This is a genomic window from Tessaracoccus zhenghani (assembly GCF_054552775.1).
The window spans coordinates 1,707,782-1,729,877 of record NZ_CM137275.1 but is presented as its reverse complement, the minus strand read 5'-3'; the positions used below and the strand labels follow the sequence as shown (position 1 = coordinate 1,729,877).

General features: G+C 71.4%; 21 protein-coding genes, 1 tRNA gene, 2 pseudogenes and 1 riboswitch. Of the genes and pseudogenes, 9 read left to right on the top strand and 15 right to left on the bottom strand.

Annotated features, from left to right (window positions below):
- Positions 1 to 18 precede the first annotated feature (18 nt).
- From ACX1DX_RS08350 to ACX1DX_RS08340, 3 genes are all read right to left on the bottom strand, one after another.
- Positions 19 to 1,422 (bottom strand): HNH endonuclease signature motif containing protein, encoded by a 1,404-nt coding sequence (locus ACX1DX_RS08350; protein WP_459396226.1) that lies wholly within the window; start codon positions 1,420 to 1,422, stop codon positions 19 to 21.
- 169 nt (positions 1,423 to 1,591) lie between these two features.
- Complete coding sequence (gene cobF, locus ACX1DX_RS08345) at positions 1,592 to 2,371, bottom strand: precorrin-6A synthase (deacetylating) (protein WP_459396225.1); 780 nt, start codon at positions 2,369 to 2,371, stop codon at positions 1,592 to 1,594.
- Positions 2,371 to 3,027: a precorrin-8X methylmutase gene (locus tag ACX1DX_RS08340; RefSeq protein WP_459396224.1), complete on the bottom strand. Its 657-nt coding sequence runs from the start codon at positions 3,025 to 3,027 to the stop codon at positions 2,371 to 2,373. The genes cobF and ACX1DX_RS08340 overlap by 1 nt, the downstream gene beginning before the upstream one ends.
- Positions 3,028 to 3,238: 211 nt before the next feature.
- Between ACX1DX_RS08340 and ACX1DX_RS08335 the strand changes: the two genes are divergently transcribed.
- From ACX1DX_RS08335 to cobBC, 7 genes and pseudogenes are all read left to right on the top strand, one after another.
- A complete protein-coding gene (locus ACX1DX_RS08335) occupies positions 3,239 to 3,913 on the top strand; it encodes an energy-coupling factor ABC transporter permease (protein ID WP_182764078.1) in 675 nt (224 codons plus the stop codon).
- On the top strand, positions 3,906 to 4,214 hold the full coding sequence (gene cbiN / locus ACX1DX_RS08330) for a cobalt ECF transporter S component CbiN (protein ID WP_459396223.1): 309 nt from the start codon (positions 3,906 to 3,908) through the stop codon (positions 4,212 to 4,214). Before ACX1DX_RS08335 ends, cbiN begins: the two co-directional genes overlap by 8 nt.
- Positions 4,215 to 4,218: 4 nt before the next feature.
- On the top strand, positions 4,219 to 4,965 hold the full coding sequence (gene cbiQ / locus ACX1DX_RS08325; RefSeq protein WP_182764076.1) for a cobalt ECF transporter T component CbiQ: 747 nt from the start codon (positions 4,219 to 4,221) through the stop codon (positions 4,963 to 4,965).
- The gene (locus ACX1DX_RS08320; RefSeq protein ID WP_459398198.1) at positions 4,950 to 5,747 is read left to right on the top strand and encodes an energy-coupling factor ABC transporter ATP-binding protein; all 798 of its coding nucleotides are present in this window, start codon (positions 4,950 to 4,952) and stop codon (positions 5,745 to 5,747) included. The genes cbiQ and ACX1DX_RS08320 overlap by 16 nt, the downstream gene beginning before the upstream one ends.
- Entirely contained in the window at positions 5,744 to 6,331 is a 588-nt protein-coding gene (cbiT, locus tag ACX1DX_RS08315) for a precorrin-6Y C5,15-methyltransferase (decarboxylating) subunit CbiT (protein WP_459396222.1), read from the top strand. The genes ACX1DX_RS08320 and cbiT overlap by 4 nt, the downstream gene beginning before the upstream one ends.
- Positions 6,328 to 6,873 (top strand): cob(I)yrinic acid a,c-diamide adenosyltransferase, encoded by a 546-nt coding sequence (cobO, locus tag ACX1DX_RS08310; protein ID WP_459396221.1) that lies wholly within the window; start codon positions 6,328 to 6,330, stop codon positions 6,871 to 6,873. Before cbiT ends, cobO begins: the two co-directional genes overlap by 4 nt.
- Positions 6,867 to 9,259 (top strand): annotated as a pseudogene (cobBC, locus tag ACX1DX_RS08305) (bifunctional hydrogenobyrinic acid a,c-diamide synthase/histidinol phosphate aminotransferase CobBC). Before cobO ends, cobBC begins: the two are co-directional and overlap by 7 nt.
- Here cobBC and ACX1DX_RS08300 read toward each other — a convergent pair.
- The gene (locus ACX1DX_RS08300; RefSeq protein WP_076061054.1) at positions 9,238 to 9,969 is read right to left on the bottom strand and encodes a cobalt-precorrin-6A reductase; all 732 of its coding nucleotides are present in this window, start codon (positions 9,967 to 9,969) and stop codon (positions 9,238 to 9,240) included. The pseudogene cobBC and the gene ACX1DX_RS08300 sit on opposite strands and share 22 nt — an antisense overlap.
- Positions 9,970 to 9,995: 26 nt before the next feature.
- Between ACX1DX_RS08300 and cobT the strand changes: the two are divergent.
- Both cobT and ACX1DX_RS08290 read left to right on the top strand, forming a co-directional pair.
- Positions 9,996 to 11,596 (top strand): annotated as a pseudogene (gene cobT / locus ACX1DX_RS08295) (nicotinate-nucleotide--dimethylbenzimidazole phosphoribosyltransferase).
- Positions 11,593 to 12,351, top strand: coding sequence for an adenosylcobinamide-GDP ribazoletransferase (locus ACX1DX_RS08290; RefSeq protein WP_459396220.1), 759 nt, complete (start codon positions 11,593 to 11,595; stop codon positions 12,349 to 12,351). Before cobT ends, ACX1DX_RS08290 begins: the two are co-directional and overlap by 4 nt.
- On the opposite strand, the gene ACX1DX_RS08285 is transcribed toward ACX1DX_RS08290, so the two are convergent.
- The 11 genes from ACX1DX_RS08285 to ACX1DX_RS08235 all read right to left on the bottom strand — a co-directional run bounded on the left by ACX1DX_RS08285 (position 12,308) and on the right by ACX1DX_RS08235 (position 22,076).
- Positions 12,308 to 12,940, bottom strand: a complete 633-nt coding sequence (locus ACX1DX_RS08285) for a 2'-5' RNA ligase family protein (RefSeq protein WP_459396219.1) — start codon at positions 12,938 to 12,940, stop codon at positions 12,308 to 12,310. The two genes, ACX1DX_RS08290 and ACX1DX_RS08285, sit on opposite strands and share 44 nt — an antisense overlap.
- Positions 12,937 to 13,761 (bottom strand): hypothetical protein, encoded by an 825-nt coding sequence (locus tag ACX1DX_RS08280; RefSeq protein WP_459396218.1) that lies wholly within the window; start codon positions 13,759 to 13,761, stop codon positions 12,937 to 12,939. The genes ACX1DX_RS08285 and ACX1DX_RS08280 overlap by 4 nt, the downstream gene beginning before the upstream one ends.
- A complete protein-coding gene (locus ACX1DX_RS08275) occupies positions 13,758 to 14,624 on the bottom strand; it encodes a hypothetical protein (protein ID WP_459396217.1) in 867 nt (288 codons plus the stop codon). Before ACX1DX_RS08275 ends, ACX1DX_RS08280 begins: the two co-directional genes overlap by 4 nt.
- A complete protein-coding gene (locus ACX1DX_RS08270; protein WP_459396216.1) occupies positions 14,621 to 15,304 on the bottom strand; it encodes a hypothetical protein in 684 nt (227 codons plus the stop codon). Before ACX1DX_RS08270 ends, ACX1DX_RS08275 begins: the two co-directional genes overlap by 4 nt.
- 102 nt (positions 15,305 to 15,406) lie before the next feature.
- Positions 15,407 to 15,874, bottom strand: a complete 468-nt coding sequence (gene ribH, locus ACX1DX_RS08265) for a 6,7-dimethyl-8-ribityllumazine synthase (RefSeq protein WP_459396215.1) — start codon at positions 15,872 to 15,874, stop codon at positions 15,407 to 15,409.
- Complete coding sequence (locus ACX1DX_RS08260) at positions 15,871 to 17,106, bottom strand: bifunctional 3,4-dihydroxy-2-butanone-4-phosphate synthase/GTP cyclohydrolase II (protein ID WP_459396214.1); 1,236 nt, start codon at positions 17,104 to 17,106, stop codon at positions 15,871 to 15,873. Before ACX1DX_RS08260 ends, ribH begins: the two co-directional genes overlap by 4 nt.
- Positions 17,103 to 17,696: a riboflavin synthase gene (locus ACX1DX_RS08255; protein ID WP_459398197.1), complete on the bottom strand. Its 594-nt coding sequence runs from the start codon at positions 17,694 to 17,696 to the stop codon at positions 17,103 to 17,105. Before ACX1DX_RS08255 ends, ACX1DX_RS08260 begins: the two co-directional genes overlap by 4 nt.
- Entirely contained in the window at positions 17,696 to 18,727 is a 1,032-nt protein-coding gene (gene ribD, locus ACX1DX_RS08250) for a bifunctional diaminohydroxyphosphoribosylaminopyrimidine deaminase/5-amino-6-(5-phosphoribosylamino)uracil reductase RibD (protein ID WP_459398196.1), read from the bottom strand. The genes ACX1DX_RS08255 and ribD overlap by 1 nt, the downstream gene beginning before the upstream one ends.
- Before the next feature lie 103 nt (positions 18,728 to 18,830).
- Positions 18,831 to 18,959, bottom strand: a riboswitch (FMN riboswitch).
- A gap of 345 nt (positions 18,960 to 19,304) precedes the next feature.
- A tRNA-Ser gene (locus tag ACX1DX_RS08245) sits at positions 19,305 to 19,392 on the bottom strand.
- A 105-nt stretch (positions 19,393 to 19,497) separates the two neighbouring features.
- Entirely contained in the window at positions 19,498 to 20,577 is a 1,080-nt protein-coding gene (locus ACX1DX_RS08240) for a L,D-transpeptidase (RefSeq protein ID WP_459396213.1), read from the bottom strand.
- A 149-nt stretch (positions 20,578 to 20,726) separates the two neighbouring features.
- A complete protein-coding gene (locus ACX1DX_RS08235) occupies positions 20,727 to 22,076 on the bottom strand; it encodes a Na+/H+ antiporter family protein (RefSeq protein ID WP_459396212.1) in 1,350 nt (449 codons plus the stop codon).
- Between the last annotated feature and the right edge of the window lie 20 nt (positions 22,077 to 22,096).

Below are 22,096 nucleotides of genomic sequence, written 5' to 3'. Positions count from 1 at the left end.
TCCTGAGCCAGCCCTAGCTCAGCGGGCGGGTTGCCAGATTGCGGCGGTGCGGGCGATGAGTTCGTCGAGCTTGCTGAAGTCAGGGGGCTCGGATTCGTCTGGACAGGGTGGTGCCATGGTGGAGGTGACGAGGTGTTCGCGCAGGAGGTGCCTGCGGTGTTGCCTGGGTCTGCGCGCCGGATCGACATGTCGGGGTGGGGTGAACCATGCCCTTCCGGTGTCCGGGTCGAGGTGGACCTGCCACTGCGATTCGGGTGACTGTTGTGGGTCTGGCTCGACCAGCCGGTGATGGTGCGGGCAGAGGAGAACGCCGTTGGCGAGTGAGGATTCTCCGCCTGCCCACCAGGGGACGATGTGGTGCGCGTCACACGAGGCCGGTGTGGCGGTGCAGTGGGGGAACGCGCAGCCCCCGTCCCGCAGCATCAGGGCAGCGCGGATGGCGGGGGTGAACAACCGATGCTCGCGGCCGACGTCGAGGGGCTGGGAGTCGCTGCCGAGCACCATGGGGATCACGCCCGCGTCGCAGGAGAGGCGTCGGGCTTCGCCTGCGGTGAGGCCGTCGACGTCGAGGCCCGGCAACCCGACCGTTCCCAGCCCGGTGGTGAGGGTGTCGAGTTTCATGGTGATGTGGACCCGCGGCCGGTCTCCGCCATGAGCAGGCAGGTCACCGCCAGCGGCGGCGGCCTGGACCAGCAGTACCAGGGCGTCGGCGCGTCGAGCGTCCGGCCCGGGCGTTTCGCCCGCGTCCGCGTAGGAGGAGGCCGACGGCAGCAACGCCTCCAGTTGCGCGGCCAACAACGCGGCATCTGCCACCGGCAGCAGGCCGGTGATCCGGATCGAGCCGTGATGGTCCGGTGACAGCCGCAGAAACCTTCCCCTGCGCGCGGCCCGCTCTTCGGCCGCCAGACGCTTCGCGTCGTCAGACTCCGCCAGGTCAGGATCAATCACCTCGACCAGCCGCGACGCCAACTCCCGCAACTCCGAAGGCCCCAGCGTGTCCACGTGTTCAAGCACCGACTTCTGGCACTCCACCAGATCGGCCCGGGTCAACCGGCCGGGCAGCTTCCGCAGCCCGGAGACGATCGCCTCGGCCTGCGCCAGCGAGATCTCCCCGTCGTTCAACGCCGCGGCGATCAGCGGGAAGCGTTCCCCGAGATCCAGCGCCAGTTTCAGCGAGGCGGTGGCCTGGGCTGTGGTGGTGCGCACGGACTGGCGGACGTCTTCGACGACTGCGTCGGCGGCGGAGAGCCGGGCTTCGTGCAGGAGGTGGAGACGCAGCCCGGCCAGTTGGGCCTCGGCCTCGGTAACGGTGTGCACCATGGTGGCCAACCGTTCTGCGGCCGGTGAATCAGTGCGGAGTGAGCCTGCGGCGTCCCAGAGCGCAGCGATACCCTGCTGCATCAGTTCCCGCGCCTCGCTCATGTGAACTATTCTAAGGGAACACACGGTCTAAAACAAGGGAAAACGCGTTGTCAGAAGCAACTTGTGCTAGCACTGACCTCTGACAATTTCCGTCGTCACGTGGCCGATCACGGGCGGGTGGGCATCGCGGTCGGCGTCGGGATCCTTCGACCAGCCGCAGGCGGCTGACTCAGCCGTCGAGACCCGCCCGCCGCAACAGATAGGTGTCGAACATCCACCCCTTGCGGGCCGCCGCTTCGGCCCGCACCCGGGTGATCTCCTCCCGGACGTCGGCCAACGGGCCGCTGAGGAGGATCTCATCCGGCGTGCCCAGGTACGCGCCCCAGTAGATGTCGATCCCGGCGGGATCGATCGTCGCGAAGGTCTGCTTACCGTCGAGCATCACGACGACGTCGTCCACGCCGTCGGGCAGCCCGTCGGACAGGAGCCGCGCTGGGCTGATCTGCACGGCCCTGCCCTGCCGGTTGAGCGGGATGCGGTGCCGCGCCGCCAGCGCCAGCACGCAACTGATCCCTGGGAGCACGCGGACCGAGAACGGTTCGACGGCGGCCTCCGCGATGCGCTCGACGATGGCCAGCGTCGACTCGTACAGGCTGGGGTCGCCCCACACCAGGAAGCCGCCGGTCTCGCCGGCGCCGAGCGCCCCGTCGATGGCGGCGCCCCACTGCTCGAAGCGCTGCTGCCGCCACCGGGTCACAGCGGCGGGATAGTCGGGCGTGCTGCGCCAGGGCCGGGGCGGGTCTGTCAACTCCACCACGCGCACACCGGGAAGATCAGATCCCCGGTGCCGGGCCACCAGATCACGCCGGAACGCGACGGGCTCCTCGTACTCGTCCTCCTTGACCACCACGAACAGGACGTCGAGTTCGCGGATCGCCGCGACCGCTTCGAGCGTGAGCCAGTTCGGGTCGCCCGCGCCGATGCCGATCAGCGCCACCTCGCGGCCCATCAGCCCTCCTGCCGGGACGTGTTGGTCAACTCGTCCACGCTGGCGATCGCGTTGACCGCGGCCACCGTCAACGCCGAGCCGCCGCGTCGGCCGTGCACCACCAGGTACTCCAGGCCGAGGCTGTTGGCGGCCAGCGCCGCCTTCGATTCCGCGGCGCCCACGAAACCCACCGGGATGCCCACCACGGCGGCGGGTCGGAGCCCGGTTTCTGCCACCATCTCGAGCAGCCGGAAGAGCGCGGTGGGGGCGTTTCCAATGGCGACGACGGCGCCGTCGAGGCGGGGCAGCCACAGGTCGATGGCGGCCATCGTCTTGGTCATGCCCTTGTCAGCGGCCAGTTGGGCCAGTGCTGGGTCCTTGATGTGGCAGATCACCTCGTTGTCGCGCGGGAGACGCGAGCGGATGATGCCGGTGGCGACCATCGACGAGTCGCAGAAGATGGGCGCCCCGGCCCGCAGCGCGGCGTTGGCCGCTGCGACGACCCCCGGCGTGAAGTCCACGTCGTCGGCGAGGTCGGTGGCCGCGCTGGCGTGCACCATGCGCACCACGACGCGGCTGATGTCCTCGGGGAAGCGCTCCAGGTTGGTCTCCTCCCGGATGATGCGGAAGCTTTCGCGGTAGATCTCGGAGCCGTCGGTGAGGTAGTCGTAGGTCACGCCGACACCGTAGTGCACCCCCCGGCGGTCCTCGGGAGGGGTGTCTGGTTGGATGGGGACACAACACAAAACCCCCCGTGAGGAGACCAGGAAGCCGGAACAAGCCGGCACGGTCGCGCCACTGTGAACCGCCCAGCCGGGCGGAGAGTCAGGAACTGGATCCCCACCACCCGATCGCCGGGACGCGACATCCCGGCCGAAAGGAATCCCCATGCACATCGCAGAGGGGATGCTGCCACCGCTGCATTGCGCAGCCTGGTTCGCAGCGTCCGCACCGTTCGTGATCCACGGCGCCGTCGCCGTGGTGCGGAGTTCACGCGAGCGTCCAGAGAACAAACTGCTCATCGCCGCCGTCGGTGCCTTCACGTTGGTGCTGAGCGCGCTCAAGCTGCCATCGGTGACCGGTTCGTCGTCGCATCCCACCGGTACCGGGTTGGGGGCCGCGGTGTTCGGCCCGCCCGTGATGGCGCTCATCGGCACGCTGGTGCTGCTCTTCCAGGCGCTGCTGTTGGCGCACGGGGGCCTCACGACACTCGGCGCCAACGTCTTCTCCTTCGCGGTGGCCGGCCCGTGGGCCGCCTACGGCGCCTTCCGCCTCGTCCGGGCCCTGCGCCCGCCGGCATGGCTGCCGGTGTGCTGCGCCATGTTCGTGGCCAACCTCACCACGTACCTGGTCACCTCCGCGCAGTTGGCGCTGGCGTACCCCGACGCTGCGGGCGGCTTCGCTGCAGCCTTCGCCAAGTTCGCCACGGTGTTCGCGCTCACGCAGATCCCCCTCGCCGCGGCAGAGGGAGTGCTGGGCGTCCTGGTTTTCGGGTTTCTGGCGCGCGCCGCGCGCCCCGAACTGGTGCGCCTGGGCCTGCTCAGCGAGGGCGCCCATGTCTAGGGGTAGGTTCCGCACCTGGGAGCTGGTCACCGTCATCGCCCTCATCGCCGCGCTGGTGGTGGGCTACCTCCTCGCGGTGGTCCTCGCTCCCGACGGCGCCACTTTCGAGGGAACGGATGCGACGGTGGGGGCGATGCTCCCCGCCGAGCCCTGGGCAGAGCCCCTCTTCTCGCCCGCCAGCTACGGGCCGGAGGTGGAGGCCGGCCTCTTCGCCATCCAGGCGGCTGTCGGGGGAGTCGTTCTCGGCTTCCTGCTGGGCCGCCTGACCCGTCGCGTCCCTCCCGACGCTACGGAGGAGTAGGGCCATGGCGCACTTGGCGACGGTCGACGACGCGGCCTGGGGGTCGCCGTGGCGCGCGCGTCCCGTCGGCATCAGGGTGGCGTTGTCGCTCGCCCTGGTCCTCACGGCGCTGGTGACCCCGGCCTGGCCCGGGTCCGCGCTGGTGGCTGCGGTCGCCGTCGCGCTGATGCTGGGTTCCGCGCGGATCCGGGCCTCCCTCGTGGCGCTTGTCACGGTGCCGCCGGTGGTCTTCATCGCCGTGGGGGTCCTTCCGCTCGCCGTGCAGGTGGGCGGCGCTGCCGTGCTCTCGTGGGCGCCCGACGGCGGGGCCAGGGCGCTGGATGTGCTGGCACATGGCGTCGCGGGCACGCTCGCCCTGCTGCTGCTGGTCACCACCACGACCATGGTGGACCTGCTCGCCTGGTGTCGCGGGTTGCGCATCCCGGCACCGCTGCTGGAGATCGCCGAGCTGATGTACCGGCTGGTGTTCGTGCTGCTGAGCACCGCCGTCGCTCTTCAGCAGGCGCAGCAGGCCAGACTGTCCGCCGACGCCCCGTTCACCCGCCGGCTGCGCTACGCCGCCGACGCCACCGGCACCGTCCTGCTGCGCACCTGGGACCGCGCCACGCGCCTGCAGCACGGCCTGGCGCTGCGCGGCTACGAGGAGGACCTGCCGACCCTGCGGCCCGCCCCGGGCGCTGCCGGGCTGAGCGTGCTGCGCGACGCCGCGCTCGTCGTCGGCATCTGGCTCGCCGTCTGGGCGGTGGCGTGATGCTGGTTGCCGAGGAGATCACGGTCGCCTACCCGGACCGGCCCGTGCTGTCCGGCGCGTCCATCCAGGTGGGGCGCGGGAAGGTGGCGCTGCTCGGCGCCAACGGGTCCGGGAAGACCACGCTCTTGCACGCGTTGGCCGGGGCCCTGGAACTGCGCTCCGGCAGGGTGCTCCTCGACGATCAGCCGCTGCAGCGGTCGCGCGCCGGGTTGCGCGCCCACCGTCGCCGCGTGCAGCTCGTGCTGCAGGACCCCGACGACCAGTTGTTCTCCGCCGACGTGCGCCAGGACGTGTCGTTCGGGCCGCTGAACCTGGGGCTGTCCGAGACCGACGCCGCAGTGCGGGTGGACGAGACGCTGCGGCAACTGGGCATCGCGCACCTCGCCGCGCGGCCGACGCATCGCCTCAGCTACGGCGAGCGGAAGCGGGTGGCGCTCGCGGGCGCCGTCGCGATGCGGCCCGACTACCTGTTGCTGGACGAACCCACCGCGGGCCTCGACCCCGAGGGCGTCCACGAACTGCTCGCGGCCCTGGACGGCCTCGACGCCGGGATCCTGCTGGCCACGCACCATGTGGCGTTCGCGCTGGCCTGGGCCGACGAGGTCGCCGTGGTGGTGGACGGCCGGGTGCGGCAGGGGCCGGTGTCGCTGCTGAACGACGCTGCGCTGCTGACCGCCGCCCGGCTGCACCGCCCGTGGCCGCTGGAGCTCGCCGGCCGCCTAGGGTTGGCCGGCACCCCCAGACACCTCGACGACGTCACCGCACTGCTGGAGGCACGATGATCAACGACCCGCACTGCACCGTCCTCGGCCGCACCCCCGGCCTGCCGGAGGAGGTCTTCGAGCACGACGGGCTGATCACGAAGCGGACGCTGCGCGCGGGCGCGCTCGCGCACCTGCGGCCGATGCCGGGTGAACTGTTGTGGGACCTGGGCGCCGGCGCCGGGTCGGTGGGCATCGAGTGGTGCCGCGCGGCGGAAGGCTGCCGCTGCGTCGCTGTGGAACGGGTCGACCGGCGGGCTGACCGGGCGGAGGCCAACGCCAGGCGGTTGGCGCCGTCCGGGAGCTACACGCTGGTCCGGGGCGCCGTCGAGGACGCGCTCGCCGAGCTGCCGGACCCCGACGCCGTGTTCATCGGCGGCGGCGCGACGCCCGCCCTGGTGGAACAGGCCATCGGCAGGCTGCCGGAGGGCGGCCGGATCGTCGTGCACGGCGTGACCGTGGAGGCCGAAGAGGTGTGCGTCGCGGCCCATCGACGGTGGGGCGGCGCGCTGGCGAGGGTCGGCGTCGAGCACGCCGAGCCGATCGGTCGCCTGCTGGGCTGGACCCCGGCGCGCACCGTCGTGACGTGGGCGCTGCAGCGATGAGCACGAAGGAACTGCGCAACCGGCCCGTCCTCGCCGTCCACACGGGCGACGGGAAGGGCAAGACCACCGCCGCCGTCGGCATGGCCCTGCGCGCCTGGGCCCAGGGCTGGAGCGTGGGCGTGTACCAGTTCGTGAAGTCGGCCAAGTGGCGCACCGGGGAGCAGGCGGCGTTCGCGGCGCTGCCCGGCGACGTCACGTGGGAGAGGATGGGCACCGGCTGGAGCTGGTCGCGGGCCCACACCGCCTCTGACCCGGAGACCGGGGCGCGCGAAGGATGGGCACGGATCCGCGAAGGCATCGCCCAGGAGCGACACCGCTTCTGGTTGCTGGACGAGTTCACCTACCCCATCGCCTGGGGCTGGGTGGACCTCGGCGAGGTGCTCACCGTGCTCCACGAGCGCCCGGGCACGCAGCACGTGGTCATCACCGGCCGACGGTGCCCACAGCCGCTCATCGACGCTGCGGATCTCGTCACCGAGATGGTGCCCGTGAAGCATCCCTTCACGCAGGGCCAGCGCGGGCAGGCGGGCATCGAATGGTGAGCCGGATCGTGGTGGCCGCGCCGTCGTCGGGCAGCGGGAAGACCACCGTCGCGACGGGCCTGATGGCGGCCCTCCGGGCGCGCGGGCTGACGGTGTCGCCGTTCAAGGTGGGCCCGGATTACATCGACCCCGGTTACCACGGCCTCGCCACCGGGCGGCCCGGGCGCAACCTGGATCCGGTGCTGTGCGGCGAGGAGTTGATCGCGCCGCTGTTCAGGCACGGGGCCGAAGGGGCCGATGTCGCCGTGGTGGAGGGCGTGATGGGCCTCTTCGACGGTCGCCTGGGCACGGGGGGTGAGGGGTCGACGGCCCATGTCGCGAGGCTGCTCGACGCCCCCGTCGTGCTGGTGGTCGACGCCCGGCACACCTCGCGCACCGTCGGCGCGGTGGCGTTGGGGATGGCGCGCTTCGACCCTGCAATCCGCGTGGCGGGGGTGATCCTCAACCAGGTGGGCAGTGACCGCCACGCGACGGAGGCCCGGGCCGCCGTCGAGGAGGTGGGCCTGCCGGTGCTCGGCGTGCTGCCGCGCAACCTCGAGATCGAGGCGCCGTCGCGGCACCTCGGCCTGGTGCCGGCGGCGGAGCGCGACGACGCGAAGATCGCCGCCATGGGCGAGGCCGTGGCCGCGCACGTCGACCTCGACGCGGTGCTGGCGGTGGCCAGGACCGCAGCACCCCTGGGCGTGGTGCCGTGGCGCCCGGATCCGGGCTGCGTCGTGGAGGGCACGCCCACCATCGCCGTGGCGGGGGGCCGGGCCTTCACTTTCCGCTATCCCGAGACCGACGAGCTGCTCGCCGCCGCGGGTTGCCGCGTCGTCGAGTTCGACCCCCTCCTCGACGACTCCCTCCCTGCAGGGACGCGTGGGCTCTGGCTGGGCGGCGGTTTCCCCGAGATGTATGCCGCCGAGTTGGCGGCCAATGCCACCCTGATGGGGGAGATCCGCGACTCCGTCCGCTCAGGCCTCCCCACGGTCGCCGAATGTGCCGGGTTGCTGTACCTCTGCCGAAGCCTCGACGGCGTCCCCATGGCAGGTGCGATCGAGGCGGACGCGGCGATGGCACCCCGGCTCACCCTCGGGTACCGCACTGCCACCACGGAGCGCGCCTCGCTGCTGGGCCGCCCGGGGGAGGGGATCACCGGCCACGAGTTCCACCGCACCCGGCTCCTCAACCGTCCAGCCGCCGGTCCCGCCTGGCTGCTCCCGGACCCCGACGGCGTTGCCACCGCCACGCTGCACGCGTCCTACCTCCACGTCCACTGGGCCGGCCACCCGCAACTCGCGGCCCGCTTCGCCGAGGCGGTGGGCGCATGACGGACCTGTGGCACCACGGCGACAAGGATCTCGCGCCGGGGCTCATCGACTTCGCCGTCAACGTCCGTCAGCCCCGCACCCCGGCGTGGCTGGTGGAGGCCATCATGCGCGACGCCGACTGGGCCGCCTACCCGGACCCGGAACCCGCCAGGCTGGCCATCGCGGAGCACCACGGCGTCGACCCCGCGATGGTGCTCCCGACGGCAGGCTCCGCCGAGGCCTTCACCCTCATCGCCCGCGCCGTCACCGGCTCCTCCCTGATCGTGCATCCGCAGTTCACCGAACCCGAGGCCGCTCTGCTGGCCGCCGGCCGCACACCCCAGCGCCACGTACTGACCCCCGAGAGCGACTTTCAACTCGACCCCGGCGTCGTGCCGCCGGCCGACCTGATCGTGGTGGGCAACCCCACCAACCCGACGGCGGTGCTGCACTCCGGGGCTGACCTGGCCGCGCTGCGCGCCGGGGTGCTGGTGGTGGACGAGGCCTTCCTCGACGCCGTGCCCGGCGAACCCGAGACGCTCATCGCGCCCAGCATGCCCGGGCGGCTGGTGCTGCGGTCGCTCACCAAGACCTGGGCGCTGGCCGGTCTCCGCGCGGGTTACGTCGTCGGTGACCCCGCCCTCATCGAGGCGCTCGAGCGTCAGCAGCCGCCGTGGTCCGTCTCAACCCCGGCCATCCGGGCCACGCTCGCCTGCCTCACCCCGCGCGCCCAGGCGGAGGCGGCCGGGCTCGCGCGGGACGCCGCTGCCCATCGTCGCGACCTCGTCATGCGCCTCACGGATCTCGGCCTCTACCCTGTGCCGGGGGCCGCCCCGTTCGTGCTGGTCGACACCGTGAGCAATTGGACGGGGTCACGGCGCGACACGCCGAGGAAAGCACCCCAAACCTCCGACGACCCCATCCCATTGCTCATGGAAGGGCCACGTCGAGCGCTGGCTCAGCGAGGCTTCGCCGTGCGGCGCGGGGAGACCTTCCCCGGCCTCGGTCCCACCTGGCTGCGCCTCGCCGTTCGAACACCCGGCGTGCACGCGCAGTTGGTGGCCGCCCTGCGTCAGGTGGCGGTGGGCCGGTGACGGACCCACGCCAAGGCGTCCTCGACGCTCGCCACCTCGTCGGCCCGCGGCAGGTCGGGCCGCCGCAGCACGATCACCTCGGCCCCGTACTCCTCGGCGACGGTCAGCTTGGCCTCAGTGGCCGCGCCTCCCGAGTCCTTGGTCACCACCACGCCGATCCCGTACCGGCGGAACAACTCCCGCTCGCCGTCAACGGTGAATGGCCCGCGGACAGTCAGCACCTCCCAGCCCGCCGGAAGGGTCTGGGAGGGAGCCTCCGCCACCCGCGCGACCACGCGATGCCCCGCCAGCGCCGGCACATAGTCGACGGTGTGCTGCCGCCCCACGGTGAGCAGCACCGTCCGCTCGCCCTCGGCAGCCGCAGCCGCGGCCTCGGCGTGCGAATCCACCCAGCGCCACGTCGCTGCGAGGGGGTGCCCGCCCCAGCCGGGCCGCACCACACGCAGCAGCGGCACCCCTGCCCGGGCGCAGGCGGCCACCGCGTTGGCCGACATGGTGGCGGCGAACGGATGCGTCGCATCCAGCACCGCCTCGACGCGGTGCTCCCGCAGGTGCGACACCAAGCCCTCGGCGCCGCCGAAGCCGCCGCGCCGGGTGTCGCCCACCGTCAAGGGGTCCTCCGTCCGTCCGGCCAACGAGAGCACGGCCCCGCCTCCTAGCGCGGCCGCCAACCGGCGCCCCTCCGCGGTGCCGCCCAGAATCAAGATCACCCCACCATCCAACCCGAAGGAAACCCATGTCGCTGCTCGACACCACACTCGCCGCCATCCAGCCCGTCTCCGCGGAGGCGTTGGCCGCCGCTGAGGAACGCCAGAACCAGCTGACCAAGCCGCCCGGCAGCCTCGGCCATCTGGAGACGGTGGGCAACCGGCTGGCCGCCATCGCCGGCGTCTGCCCGCCCCCCGTCCCGGAGCCCGCCGTGATCGGCCTCTTCGCCGGCGACCACGGTGTCTGCGCGCAGGGTGTCAGCCCCTGGCCCCAGGAGGTCACGGTGCAGATGATGCTCAACATAGGAGCCGGCGGCGCGGCCATCAACGCCCTCGCCCGCCAGGCCGGGGCCACCGTCTGGGTCACCAACGTCGGCGTCGCCAACGATGCGCCCGAGCACCCCGCCATCCGGAACCGCCGCGTGCGCCCCGGCACCGCCGACTTCACGGAGGGACCCGCCATGACGCTTCACGAGGCCCGCGCCGCGGTCGAGGTGGGCATCGAGACAGCCCTCGAGGCCATCGACGGCGGGGCGAAGTGCCTGCTCACCGGCGAGATGGGCATCGGCAACACCACGCCCTCGAGCGCCCTGATCTCCGTGTTCACCGGCACCGGCGCCGCCACTGTCACCGGCCGCGGTGCAGGCGCCGACGACGAGATGCTGAACCGCAAGGTGGACGTCATCGAGCGCGGCATCGCGCTCCACCGCCCCGACTCCACTGACGCGCTGGGCACCGTCGCCGCCATCGGCGGGCTCGAGCAGGCCGCCATCGCAGGGTTCATCCTGGGCGCCGCCTCGCGCAGGGTCCCGGTCATCCTCGACGGTGTCATCGCGTGCTCCGCGGCGTGCGTCGCGGTCGCCTTCAACGACGACGTGCGCGGCTACCTCGTCTCCGGCCACGCCGGCGCCGAGCCGGGCATCCAGGCCGCCGTCACGCACCTCGGGCTCCGCCCGCTCGTCGACCTCGGCCTCCGCCTCGGCGAAGGGTCCGGCGCCGCCGTCGCCCTGCCCATGGTCCAGGCGGCCGCCCGTATCCTGAGCGAGATGGCGACCTTCGCCAGCGCAGGCGTCTCGGAGGGCTGATGCAGTTCACAGGTGGTGGCACCGCGTTGGTGCTGGGTGGGGCCCGATCGGGCAAGTCGACCTGGGCCGAGGCCCAGTTCGCGGGAGTCGCCGACGTGGAGTACGTGGCCACCTCCGAGCTGCGCGACGGCGACACCGAGTGGGCGCACCGCGTGGCCCTCCACCGTGAGCGCAGGCCCGGCACCTGGCGCACCACGGAGACCCTCGACATCGGCGCCGTCCTCGGGGCCGACGACGAGGCGCCGGTCCTGGTGGACTGCGTCGCCGTCTGGTTCGACCGCGTCCTCCTCGAGGCCGGGGCCTGGGACGACGCGCCCGGCTGGCGCGACACCGTCGCGGCCCGGACACAGTCCCTCGTCGAGGCGGTGCGCGCCACCCGCCGCAGCGTCATCCTCGTCAGCAACGAGGTGGGTCTGGGCGTGGTGCCCGCCACCGCCTCCGGTCGCCTCTACCGCGACGAGTTGGGCCGCCTCAACGCCAGCCTTGCGACGGCCGTCGACGAGGTCTGGTTCTGCGTGGCCGGCATCGCGAAGCGGTGGGCATGAATCCGCTCGGCGCGGCCACGGGGCTGTTCACCATCATCCCCGTGCGCGCGTTCGAGGTGGACCGCAGGCTCGCTGCCCGCGCCATGGCCGCCTTCCCCTGGCTGGGGCTGCTGATCGGCGCCGCTGGGGGAGCGGTCGTGTTCGGCGCCTGGCACCTCGCCGGCCCGTTCCTGGGGGCCATGCTCGGCCTTGCGCTCCTCGCCGGAGTCACCGGCGCGATGCACCTCGACGGGGTGGCCGACACCGCCGACGGTCTCGGCTCCCGCCGCCCACCGGCGGAGGCGCTGGTGATCATGCGCCGCTCCGACATCGGGCCGATGGGGGTGGCCACCCTCGTCCTCGTGCTGCTGATCGACGCTGCCGCGCTCGCCTCCATGCCCACTCCCTTGCTGGGCGGGGTGGCGCTGGCGGCCGCGGCCGCCGCGGGTCGGCTGGGCATCACCGTGGCGAGCGTCTCGAAACTCTCGGCCCGGCAGCAGGGTTTCGGGGCGCTCTTCGTTGGCGTCACGAAGTTCAGGACCGCGGCGATCACCCTGGTCGCCGTCGCCGGCGTCGTCCTCGGTGGTGCCTGGTGGGCCGGCGGCTACCAGACGCTGCTCGCCGCAGCGATCGGCCTGGCGGCCGCGGCTCTCGTCGGCGCGCTCTGGGGCCGGCACCTCCTGACCCGGCTGGGGGGCTGGACGGGCGACACCTTCGGCTCGCTGATCGAGGTCATCCAGACGGTGTTCCTCGTGGCGTTCGCGCTGGCCGCCTGAGGTCGATCGCGTCCACCTCTGTCAGCGGCCCTGCCACGTCCGCCGCGTCGTAGCGCAGCAGGCTGAGCCGGGTCACGGGCAGCGTGATCGACGGCGACTCCCACCCGGCGGCCCGCCCGGCCAACTCGCTCAGCGGCGCCGACACCGCGTACAGCCCGATGGTCACGTGCGGCACGTACGGCCGCCGTCGGTCCTCCCGGAGCGCCCCGGCCACGGCCTGCAGCTCGGGTGCCTCCGCGCGCAGGTACGGCACCATCTGGAACGTGTCCCAGCCGCCGATCCGCACCTCGAACGGCGCCAGGCCCAACGCCTCGACGGCGGCCCGGTCCGCGTCGATCCGCTCGGGGGTATACGGCTCATCCTCCGGGGTGGCGCCGGGCTTCGGCACCGGCCCGCCGTAGCCGACGGTGATGTGGGGCTGGCGGTCATAGCGCGGCAGCAGCACGTCGGCCCAGTGGGCGCGGGCGGAGTCGACGGCGGCGCGCACGTCGTCGACGTCAGCCAGCACGGCCCAGATCAGGGCGTGGTCCGCGCCGCCGCGCCACTGGGTGAAGTCGCGGTCGTGGCACGCGATGGAGTGCAGCGTCACTTCGGCGGTTCGCCGCCCTGCGGCCAGTTGCCCTTGAGGAGCTCGGCGCCCCGCACCAGGTCCTCCAGTCCCCGGGCGAGATCCAGTGCGGGGGTGCCGTGCAGGGCCCCGTCGAGGTCGCGGCCCAGCTGGGAGGTGGCCCGGTTCACCTGCGCGATCGCCCGGCGCGTGCGGGCGAACAGGTGCCCCGCATCCCCGGCGACCAGCACGTCGACCTGGGCGGCGGCGGCCTTCAGGGACTCCGCGCAGAGGAAGAAGGTGGCGCGGTGCAGGAGCGCGGCCTGGCCGAGGTACTCCGCCGACGCGCGCGTCACCGCCGCGTACTCCTGCAGCGCGTTGGCCTGCGTGTCCGCCGACGTGCGGTACGCCTGGGCGGCCTCTCCCTGCCAGGTGCCGCAATCCTGCAGCTCCTGGGCGGTGCGCCGGGCCTCGTCGAGGTGGTCCGCCTGCGCCAGCACCTCACCCTGCTGCGTCTCCAGCCGGGTGGGGACGGGGGAATGGGGGTTCAGCCGGCTGTTCACTGCGCTGCGCAGCTCGCCCACCGCTTCCTCGAGATCCGCCCTGGCTGCTCGTTCGCCGTCTGCCACGAGGTAGCCGATGATCGTCTGCATCTCCGGGTGCTGACGGGCGATCTCCGCGACGGCCTCGCGGCTCTGCTTCAGATCCGCGTCCAGCACCCGTTGAGCCGAGCGTTGCAGCCCCCAGGTGGCGTCGCGCACGGCGTCGAAGTCCGCCTTCGGGGCGGTGGCGTTGGCGTCCTGCTGGCGCAGCAGGCTTGCCTGCACCTGTGCCAGCCTCATCACGAGCGTCCGGGTGGTCATGCGTCCAGCCCTTCCGTGCGGCGCAGTTCGGCGACTCCCTCGTCGTCGACGCGGCCGTACCGGGCCGCCGTCACGTGCAGCCGCTCGGCCATCGCCTCGAACTCCTCCACGGCGCCGGTGCGCCATGAGTCCAGCTGTTGGCTGAGGGAGTGCTGCGCCTGCTGGGCGTCATTGAACAGCCCCATGCCCGCCTCGGGATGCCGCGACAATCCGGCGACCTGCTCGGCAAGCCCTGACCAGCGCTCTCCCAGCCCGTGCAACTGCGTGGGGTCTGCCTCGAACCCGTCGAGCGGTTCCGACGCCGGCGCCACCGCCACCGCACGCCCGAGAGCTGCGGTCTCACCGGCCACCATCGCCAGCCCCGCCACCTCGCCGGCCTGCTCGACGGGGGGCGCAACCTCCGCTGCCGCCGCGGGTTCGACACCGGGGCCGCCGCCGCTTGCGAGGGGAGCGGGCCCTGCGCCGCCGGCAATGCCGCCGGCACCGGTGCCGCCGCCCGCTCCGCCGCTCTGGCGCGGGAGGGCCGTGGCGTCGCCGGGGACGCCCGCTGCCGCCGGTGCTGACGCGGGGACGGACAGCGGGCCGGCAGCCGGGTCCGCCAGCCGCCCGCCGGCGCCGAGGCCGCCTGCGGAGGCGGCGGCACCACCGGCCGCGCCGCCGGCGCCGCCCATCATCATGGGAGGCATCATCCCGGGGGAGCCGCCGCCGGCCATGCCGGCCTGGGCCCCGCGGTGGGGGTTGATGCTGGCCTCGAGGAGGTCTGCGGCGGCGAGGAGGTCGTCGTCCTCAGCACGGACGCCGCCCACCTGGGAGCGGGTCACGCGGAACGCGAGCTGATCCCAGAGTTCTTCGTCGCTGCTCATGCTGGGTCCCTTCCCGTCAGCATCCGGCGCAGGCCGGCCATCAGAATCTCGTGCTCGCGCGTGATGGCGGCCAGTTCGCCGGCGGTATCGGCGGGGGGAGCGTAGCGGGCATAGGCCTGCTGCGCGAGCCTCAGCACACCGTCGTTGATCTCGCGGACGTCCGCCTCGTCCAGCCAGTCCTCGTCGAACTCGACGGCCACCAGGTGGCCCTGTTCGTCAAGCCGCACCCCCAGGGCGCCCTCCTGGACCACGCTCACTGGTTCCGACGCAGCGGTCGGCTGCTCGAGGTGCCGCTGGGCCGCGGCCTGCCAGCGTCGGTTGACGTTCTCCAACGCCAACTGGAACGTGGTGAAAGGATCCGGGCCGAAGCGCCAGAGGCCGGAGAAGTCCACGCCGTCGAGATCCGGCTCCGGCAGCTCCTCCGGCTCCGCGATGCGGATCCGCGCGGCGGCCAGCACCGCCGCGAACGCGCTGCCGAGGGTGCGGTGTTCGCCCAGTTTGCGGTGCCAGATGGGGGAGACCGAAACCCTGGTCAGGCGGCCGTCCTCGAACCACAGCCGCACGATCCGCTGGGGGTCTGCGATGGAGTTGGCGGCGTCCTCCTCCGCCACCTCGTCTGAAGGGTCGGCGACGTGGACCGGCGCGAGCGGGTCGAAGTCGTCATCCAGGAGGCGGTCCATGGGCCCAGCTTGCCAAACTTCGAGGTCATTCGGTGACCAGCGCGTAGGCAGGGATCCGTCTTCAGCCACCCAGTACACCAGGGGCACCCCACGCCGCGGGTCTCAGCGCAGGCGTCGCAGCGTGAGTGCGGTGTCGATGGCGGCGTGGGCGGCTTCGTATCCTTTGTCCTCTACTGAGTCTGCGAGTCCGGCTCGGGCGAGGGCCTGTTCTTCGGTGTCGCAGGTCAGGAGACCGAAGCCGACGGGGGTGGCGTGGTCGAGTGCGACTCGGGTGAGTCCGTCGGTGGCGGCCGAGCACACGTAGTCGAAGTGGGGGGTGCCGCCGCGGATGACGACGCCGAGTGCGACGACGGCATCGTGGGTGCGGGCCACCGCGTCGGCGGCGATCGGCAGCTCGAAGCTGCCGGGGACACGGACCACCGTCGGTTCGGTGCCCGCCTCGGTGCAGGCGCGGAGCGAGCCGGCCAGGAGACCGTCCATCACTTCCTTGTGCCAGCTGGCTGCGACGATGGCGACGGTGAGGCCGCGGGCGTCGATGTCGAGCGTTTCTGGTGCGCCGTGTCTGCTCATGTCAATGCTCTTCTCTGCTCGGTCGGAAGGCCGGGGATCAGGTGTCCCATGCGATCGCGTTTGGTGGTCAGGTAGTCGAGGTTGTGAGCCCCTGGCGGGACGACGATGGAGACACGTCCGGCGACGTTGGTGCCCAGCCTCTGGAGTGCAGTGACCTTAGTGGGGTTGTTGGTCATCAGGCGGACGGCGTCGACACCGAGGTCGCGGATGATCTGCGCGGCCAGGGTATAGCGGCGCGCGTCGATGGGCAGCCCTTGGTCGGTGTTGGCGTCGACGGTGTCCCGGCCGGTCTCCTGGAGGGCGTAGGCGTTGATCTTGGCCACCAGGCCGATGCCGCGACCTTCGTGCCCGCGCAGGTAGACCAGCAGGCCGCGGCCTTCTGCCGCGATCCTGGCCATGGCGAGGTCCAGTTGCGGTCCGCAGTCGCAGCGGATGCTGCCGAACACGTCGCCGGTGAGGCATTCGGAGTGCACGCGGGTCAGGACCGGTTCGGGGCCGGTGATCTCGCCGAGCGCCAAGGCCACCTGTTCCTCTCCGTCGAGTCTGCTGCGGTAGCCGACTGCGCGGAAGTCGCCGTGGCGGGTGGGGAGCAGGGCCTCGGTGACACGCTCGACGAGCTGCTCGGCCCGCTCGCGGTGCGCGGCGAGGTCGTCGATGGAAATCATCGCGAGGCCGTGTTCGTCGGCGAAATCGCGGAGCTGTTGGCCGCGTTTCATGGTGCCGTCGTCGTTGACGATCTCCACCAGGACGCCGACGGGGTGCAGCCCGGCGAGCCTGGCCAGGTCGACGGCGGCCTCGGTGTGTCCGCGGCGGGCCAGCACTCCGCCCTCGCGGTAGCGCAGCGGGAACACGTGGCCAGGGCGGGTTAGATCGGCGGGTTGCGTGTCGGGATCTGCCAGGACCTGGACGGTGTGGGCGCGGTCGGCGGCGCTGATTCCGGTGCCGACGCCGTGGCGGGCGTCGACGGTGACGGTGAAGGCGGTGCGGTACTGGTCGTTGTTGTCTCGGGTCATCAGCGGAATCTGCATGCGGTCCAGCAGATCTCCGGGCATGGGAGCGCAGATCACGCCGCTCGAGTGCCGGATGGTGAAGGCCATCAGCTCGGCGGTGGCCTTCTCGGCGGCGAAGATGATGTCGCCCTCGTTCTCGCGGGACTCGTCATCGACGACCACCACGGCCCGGCCAACGGCGACGTCGGCGATCGCCCGCTCGATGGTGTCCAGGCGGATCATCGCGTGACCAGCCGCTCGACGTATTTGGCGATGATATCGACCTCCAGGTTGACCGGGTCGCCCACCTGCCGCAGGCCCAGCGTGGTGCGGGCGAGCGTCTCCGGGATCAGGCCGACGGTGAATGTCCCAGCGTCGTCGTCGACCGAGATCACCGTGAGGCTGGTGCCGTCCACGGCGATCGATCCCTTCGCCACCACGTAGCGGGCCAGCTCTGTGGGCAGCGAGAACGTGACGGTGTCCCAGTGCTCGCTCGGCTCGCGGGACACCACGTGGCAGGTGCCGTCGACATGGCCCTGGACGATGTGGCCGCCGAGTCGTGCGGTGGCGGTGACCGGGCGTTCGAGGTTGACCGGGCTGCCAGGCGCGAGGGATCCGAGGGAGGTCTTGTCGAGGGTCTCCTGCATCAGATCGGCGGTGAACGTGGGTCCGTCGAGGGCGACGACGGTCAGGCAGCAGCCGTTGACCGAGATCGAGTCGCCCGGGGTCGCGTCGCTCGTGACCAAAGGCCCGGTGATCGTCAGGCGCAGCGCGTCAGGGTAGGGCTCCAGGGCCACCACGTGGCCCAGTTCTTCGATGATTCCGGTGAACATCATTCTCCTTGGAGGGGGGCGGGAGGGGTCGGTTGCAGGGTGAGCCGCAGATTGGGCGGGTCGCCAGGGTCGAGCGGCGGGAGCAGGGTGGCCTCGGTGAGGCTCAGGTGCAGAGCGTCGGTGATGGTGGTGATACCGAGGTCGCCGATCACGGGCGTTCCCGCTCCCAGCAGGGTGGGTGCGAGGTAGGCCACCACCTCGTCGATCAGGTCCTCGCGCAGGAACGCGGCCGCCAGGGTGGGGCCGCCTTCGAGTAGCACGTGCCGTCGCTGAAGGCGGTGCAACTCGGCGAGGGCGGCCCGTGGGTCGCGGGTGCGCAGATGCACCGTCTCAGCAGCCGTGTCGAGCACTCGACTTCCCGGTTTCGGGTCGCGAAACCCCATGACGGCACGCAGCGGCTGGGTCCGGAGCGGGGCGCCGTCGGGGTCGCGGACCGTGAGGTGCGGGTCGTCGACGGCCACGGTGCCGGTCCCGGCGAGGATGACGTCGCAGCGTGCGCGAAGCAGGTGCGCGTCCGCACGCGCGGCGCGGGAGGACACCCAGCGCGAGCTGCCGTCCTCGGCGGCCGTGTGCCCGTCCAGGGTCGCGGCGAACTTCCACGTGACATAGGGCCGGCCTCGGGTGACGGCGACTGTCCACCGGCGGTTCACCTCGGCCGCTTCGTCAGCGAGCACCCCGCCCTCGACGTCCAGGCCAGCGTCGCGCAGCCGCCCGGCGCCGCCGGCGGCCTCCGGGTTGGGATCGGCCTGTGCGAACACCACCCGACGCACCCCGGCCGCGATCAGCGCCTCGGTGCACGGTCCGGTGCGGCCCGTGTGGTTGCACGGCTCGAGCGTCACGACGGCGGTCGCGCCCCTCGCGCGATCACCGGCTGCCGCGAGCGCGTCGACCTCAGCGTGCGGCGTGCCCGCGCCGCGGTGGTGGCCCTCGGCGATGGGCCGACCCTCAGGCGCCAGCAGTACGCAGCCCACGCGCGGATTCGGCCCGATCGGCGCATCGTCGGCGACGGCCAAACCGAGGGCGCGTCGCATCGCGGCCAGTTCCGCCGGTGATTCGGTCACGGCGCCCCCACTTCCCTTATCGGGCGCGCTCGGGGGCAACACGATCAGGCGGCAGGTACGCTGCCGCTGACCGTAGCGTGCGCTTCCCATCCGGACTTTGACCGTCGGTCCAGGATTTCCACCTGATCAACCGGCCAACAAGTTGGCCGGGTCGCGGACTATCACCGCCGGTGCGGAATTTCACCGCCCCCAGAGCACGCATACGTGTATCTGCCGCTAAGGATGCATCCGCGATCCGCGATAGTCAATTTCGGGACCGTCGACCGTGGTGACGCCGTAGAAGAGCGCAGCCTGCTGGAGGGACAACTATTCGGGGCAAGGATGGTTGCTGGCTTGGGGGTGGATGGTGACGCCCATGACGGAACTCATTTTGCGGCGTCGGGGTGCGAGATTCGGTCCTGCGCCCGCTCGGTAATTGATACGAGGGCCCCCATGAAGCCCCGCACTCCAAAAAGACTCGGGGAACATTTGGGGCACGAATCGCGTTTCGGACACAGTTCTGAACTAGAAACAGCGATTCCCGCCCTGGTCAGGGCGGGAATCGCAGTGGCGGAGGATACGAGATTCGAACTCGTGAGGGCGTTAACCCAACCCGCTTTCCAAGCGAGCGCCATAGGCCTCTAGGCGAATCCTCCAGGGAGAAACTTACCGGAGTTGCGCGCTTGGCCTCAAATCGGCCGAAAAGCAGCGACGGCGCGCCCGGGGTGGGCGCGCCGTCGAAGTGCCTGGGGAAGGGTGGATCAGTTGTAGACGATCACCTTGTCGCCCACGCGGGCGATGTCGAAGAAGCGCTCCATCTGAGCGTAGTCACGCACGTTGACGCACCCACCGGAGCCGCCGCTGTAGCCCACGCGGGCGAAGTTGGCGGAGTAGTGGATGGCGATGCCGCCGTCGAAGAACAGCGCGAACGGCATCTCCACCTTGTAGATGCTGGAGAAGTGGTCACGCGACTTCCAGCCGATCTTGAAGGCGCCGTTGCGGGTGGGAGTGGCGGTCCTACCGAAGCGCACGTCGACGATGGTCTGCACCTTGCCGTTGATCACCCAGGCCATCTTGTTCTGGTCCTTCGAGACGCAGAACGCGCGGCCGGTCATGCAGCGCTGGTCCAGCCGGAAGCCGGACTGCACGAGCGGCTGCGTGACGACGGGCACCGGGGCGGTGGGGTACGGCACGCCGGCCGGGCGCGGGTTGCTGGCGGGGATGCTCTTGACCCACGGGCTGTACTGGCTGTCGAACTTGACGATGCCGTTGAACACCCAATCGGTCTTCTGCGTCACCTGGCCGGTGGCCACCGATGCGGTGGTGGCGACGGCGTAGCTGCGGCAGGCGCCGCGGCCGGTGGCTGCGGTGTCGCACTCGGAGCGCCACTTGCGGCCGTCCGTGGCGGTCCACTCGCCGGTGCTGCCCAACGGGTTGTTGGCCCACACGGAGCGCGGGGACGGCAGGTAGGTCAGGTTGTTGAACACCCACGCGTTCTGCGTGAACCACTGGCCGTCCTTCTGGAAGACCGTGGAGGCGTAGATGCTGGTGCGGCACCGCACTGTCGTCGAGGAGTACATCTCGCACTGGGTGTACCAGTAGCGGCCGGCCACCAGGTGGTAGCCCGGGGTGACGTAGACGGCCTGCTCGGGTGTCAGCTTCGGCTGCACCGTGGGCGTGGGCGTGGGCGTGGGCGTCGGGGTGGGTGTGGGTGTGGGGGAGGCCGCCAGCGGTGGCAGTTCCCCCGGCGGGGTGGGGTTGATTTCTTCAGCGGTCGCGAACGGTGCGACCAGTGTCATCGCCAAGGCAGCGACTGCGACCCCCAACAGCTTCTTACGCATTTCGAGCTTCCTCCCAGGCAAACATCGTTGCCAATCGTAAACGGCGCCGCGGTCATTTCCTAACCCCGGGCGGCCAGGGCCTTCATCGACTAATACGCGGTGGCCGGCCAGAAGGTTGCAGAGCCGGCGGAGGATTTTCCGCCCGAGCGTCAGAGCACCATCGCCGCGACCCAGCCGGCGGCCAGGAGGGGCAGGTTGAAGTGCAGGAAGGTGGGGATGACGGTGTCGCGGATGTGGTCGTGCTGGCCGTCGGCGTTGAGGCCGGCCGTGGGGCCCAGCGTCGAGTCCGACGCGGGCGAGCCGGCGTCTCCGAGGGCGCCTGCGGTGCCGATGATCGAGACGGTCGCCAGCGGTGAGAAGCCCAACGCCAGGCAGAGCGGCACATAGATGGCGGCGATGATGGGCAGCGTCGAGAACGAGCTGCCGATGCCCATGGTCACGAGCAGGCCGACGAGCAGCATGGCGAACGCGGCCATGCCGCGGTTGTCGCCGAAGAGTTCCGAGGTGCCCTCGACGAGCGGGCCGATCTCGCCCGTGGCCTGCATGACGGCCGCGAAGCCCTGCGCCGAGATCATGATGAAACCGATGAGCGCCATCATCTTCATGCCGCCGGTGAACACGTGCTCGGCGTCGGTGAACTTCACGGCGCCGGTGACCACGAAGATGCAGAGACCCACCAGCGCCCCAACGAGCAGCGAGTCCGCGGCCGAGTCGATCAGCGTCAGCCAGGTCTGGATGGCGAAGCAGGCGACGATCGCCACCAGCGCGATGAAGACCTTCTTCCTGTCGATCACCTTCGGCGACTCCACGTCCACGACGGCGGTCGTGTCGTAGCCCCGCGGCCTGCGGTAGGTGACGCCGACGGCGAGGGCCAGGCCGATGACCATGCCGAGCGCCGGGATCCACATGGCCTGCATGACCGGCACGTCGCTCACGTCGAGCCCGGACTTGTTGATGTTGCCGTAGAGGATGTCGTACAGGAAGATCTTGCCGAAGCCGATGGGCAGGAACATGTAGGTGGTGACCAGACCGAACGTCAGCACGCACGCCATGGCGCGGCGGTCGAGCCGCAGCCGGTTCATGACCACCAGGAGCGGGGGGATCAGCAGCGGGATGAACGCGATGTGCACGGGGATCAGGTTCTGGCTCATGATCGCCATCGCCAGCACGCCGGTGAGCATGCCCCACTTTGCCCAGGCAACCACCTTCTGCGAGGTGGACATGTCGGCGCTGTCGAGCTTGGCGATGAACCAGTTCGCGAGCAGCTGCGGTAGGCCGGAGTGCGCCACGGCCATGGCGAACGCGCCCAGCAGCGCGTAGCTGAGCGCGATCTTCGCGCCGCCGGCGAGGCCGTCCTGGAAGGCCACCATCGTCGCCTCGAGGCCTAACCCGGCGGTCAGGCCGCCGATGAGTGCGCCGAGGAACAGCGCCAGGACCACATGGACGCGCAGTACCGACAGGATCAGCATCACGAGGACGGACAGCACGACGGCGTTCATGGGCAGCCTTCGGGGGCTAG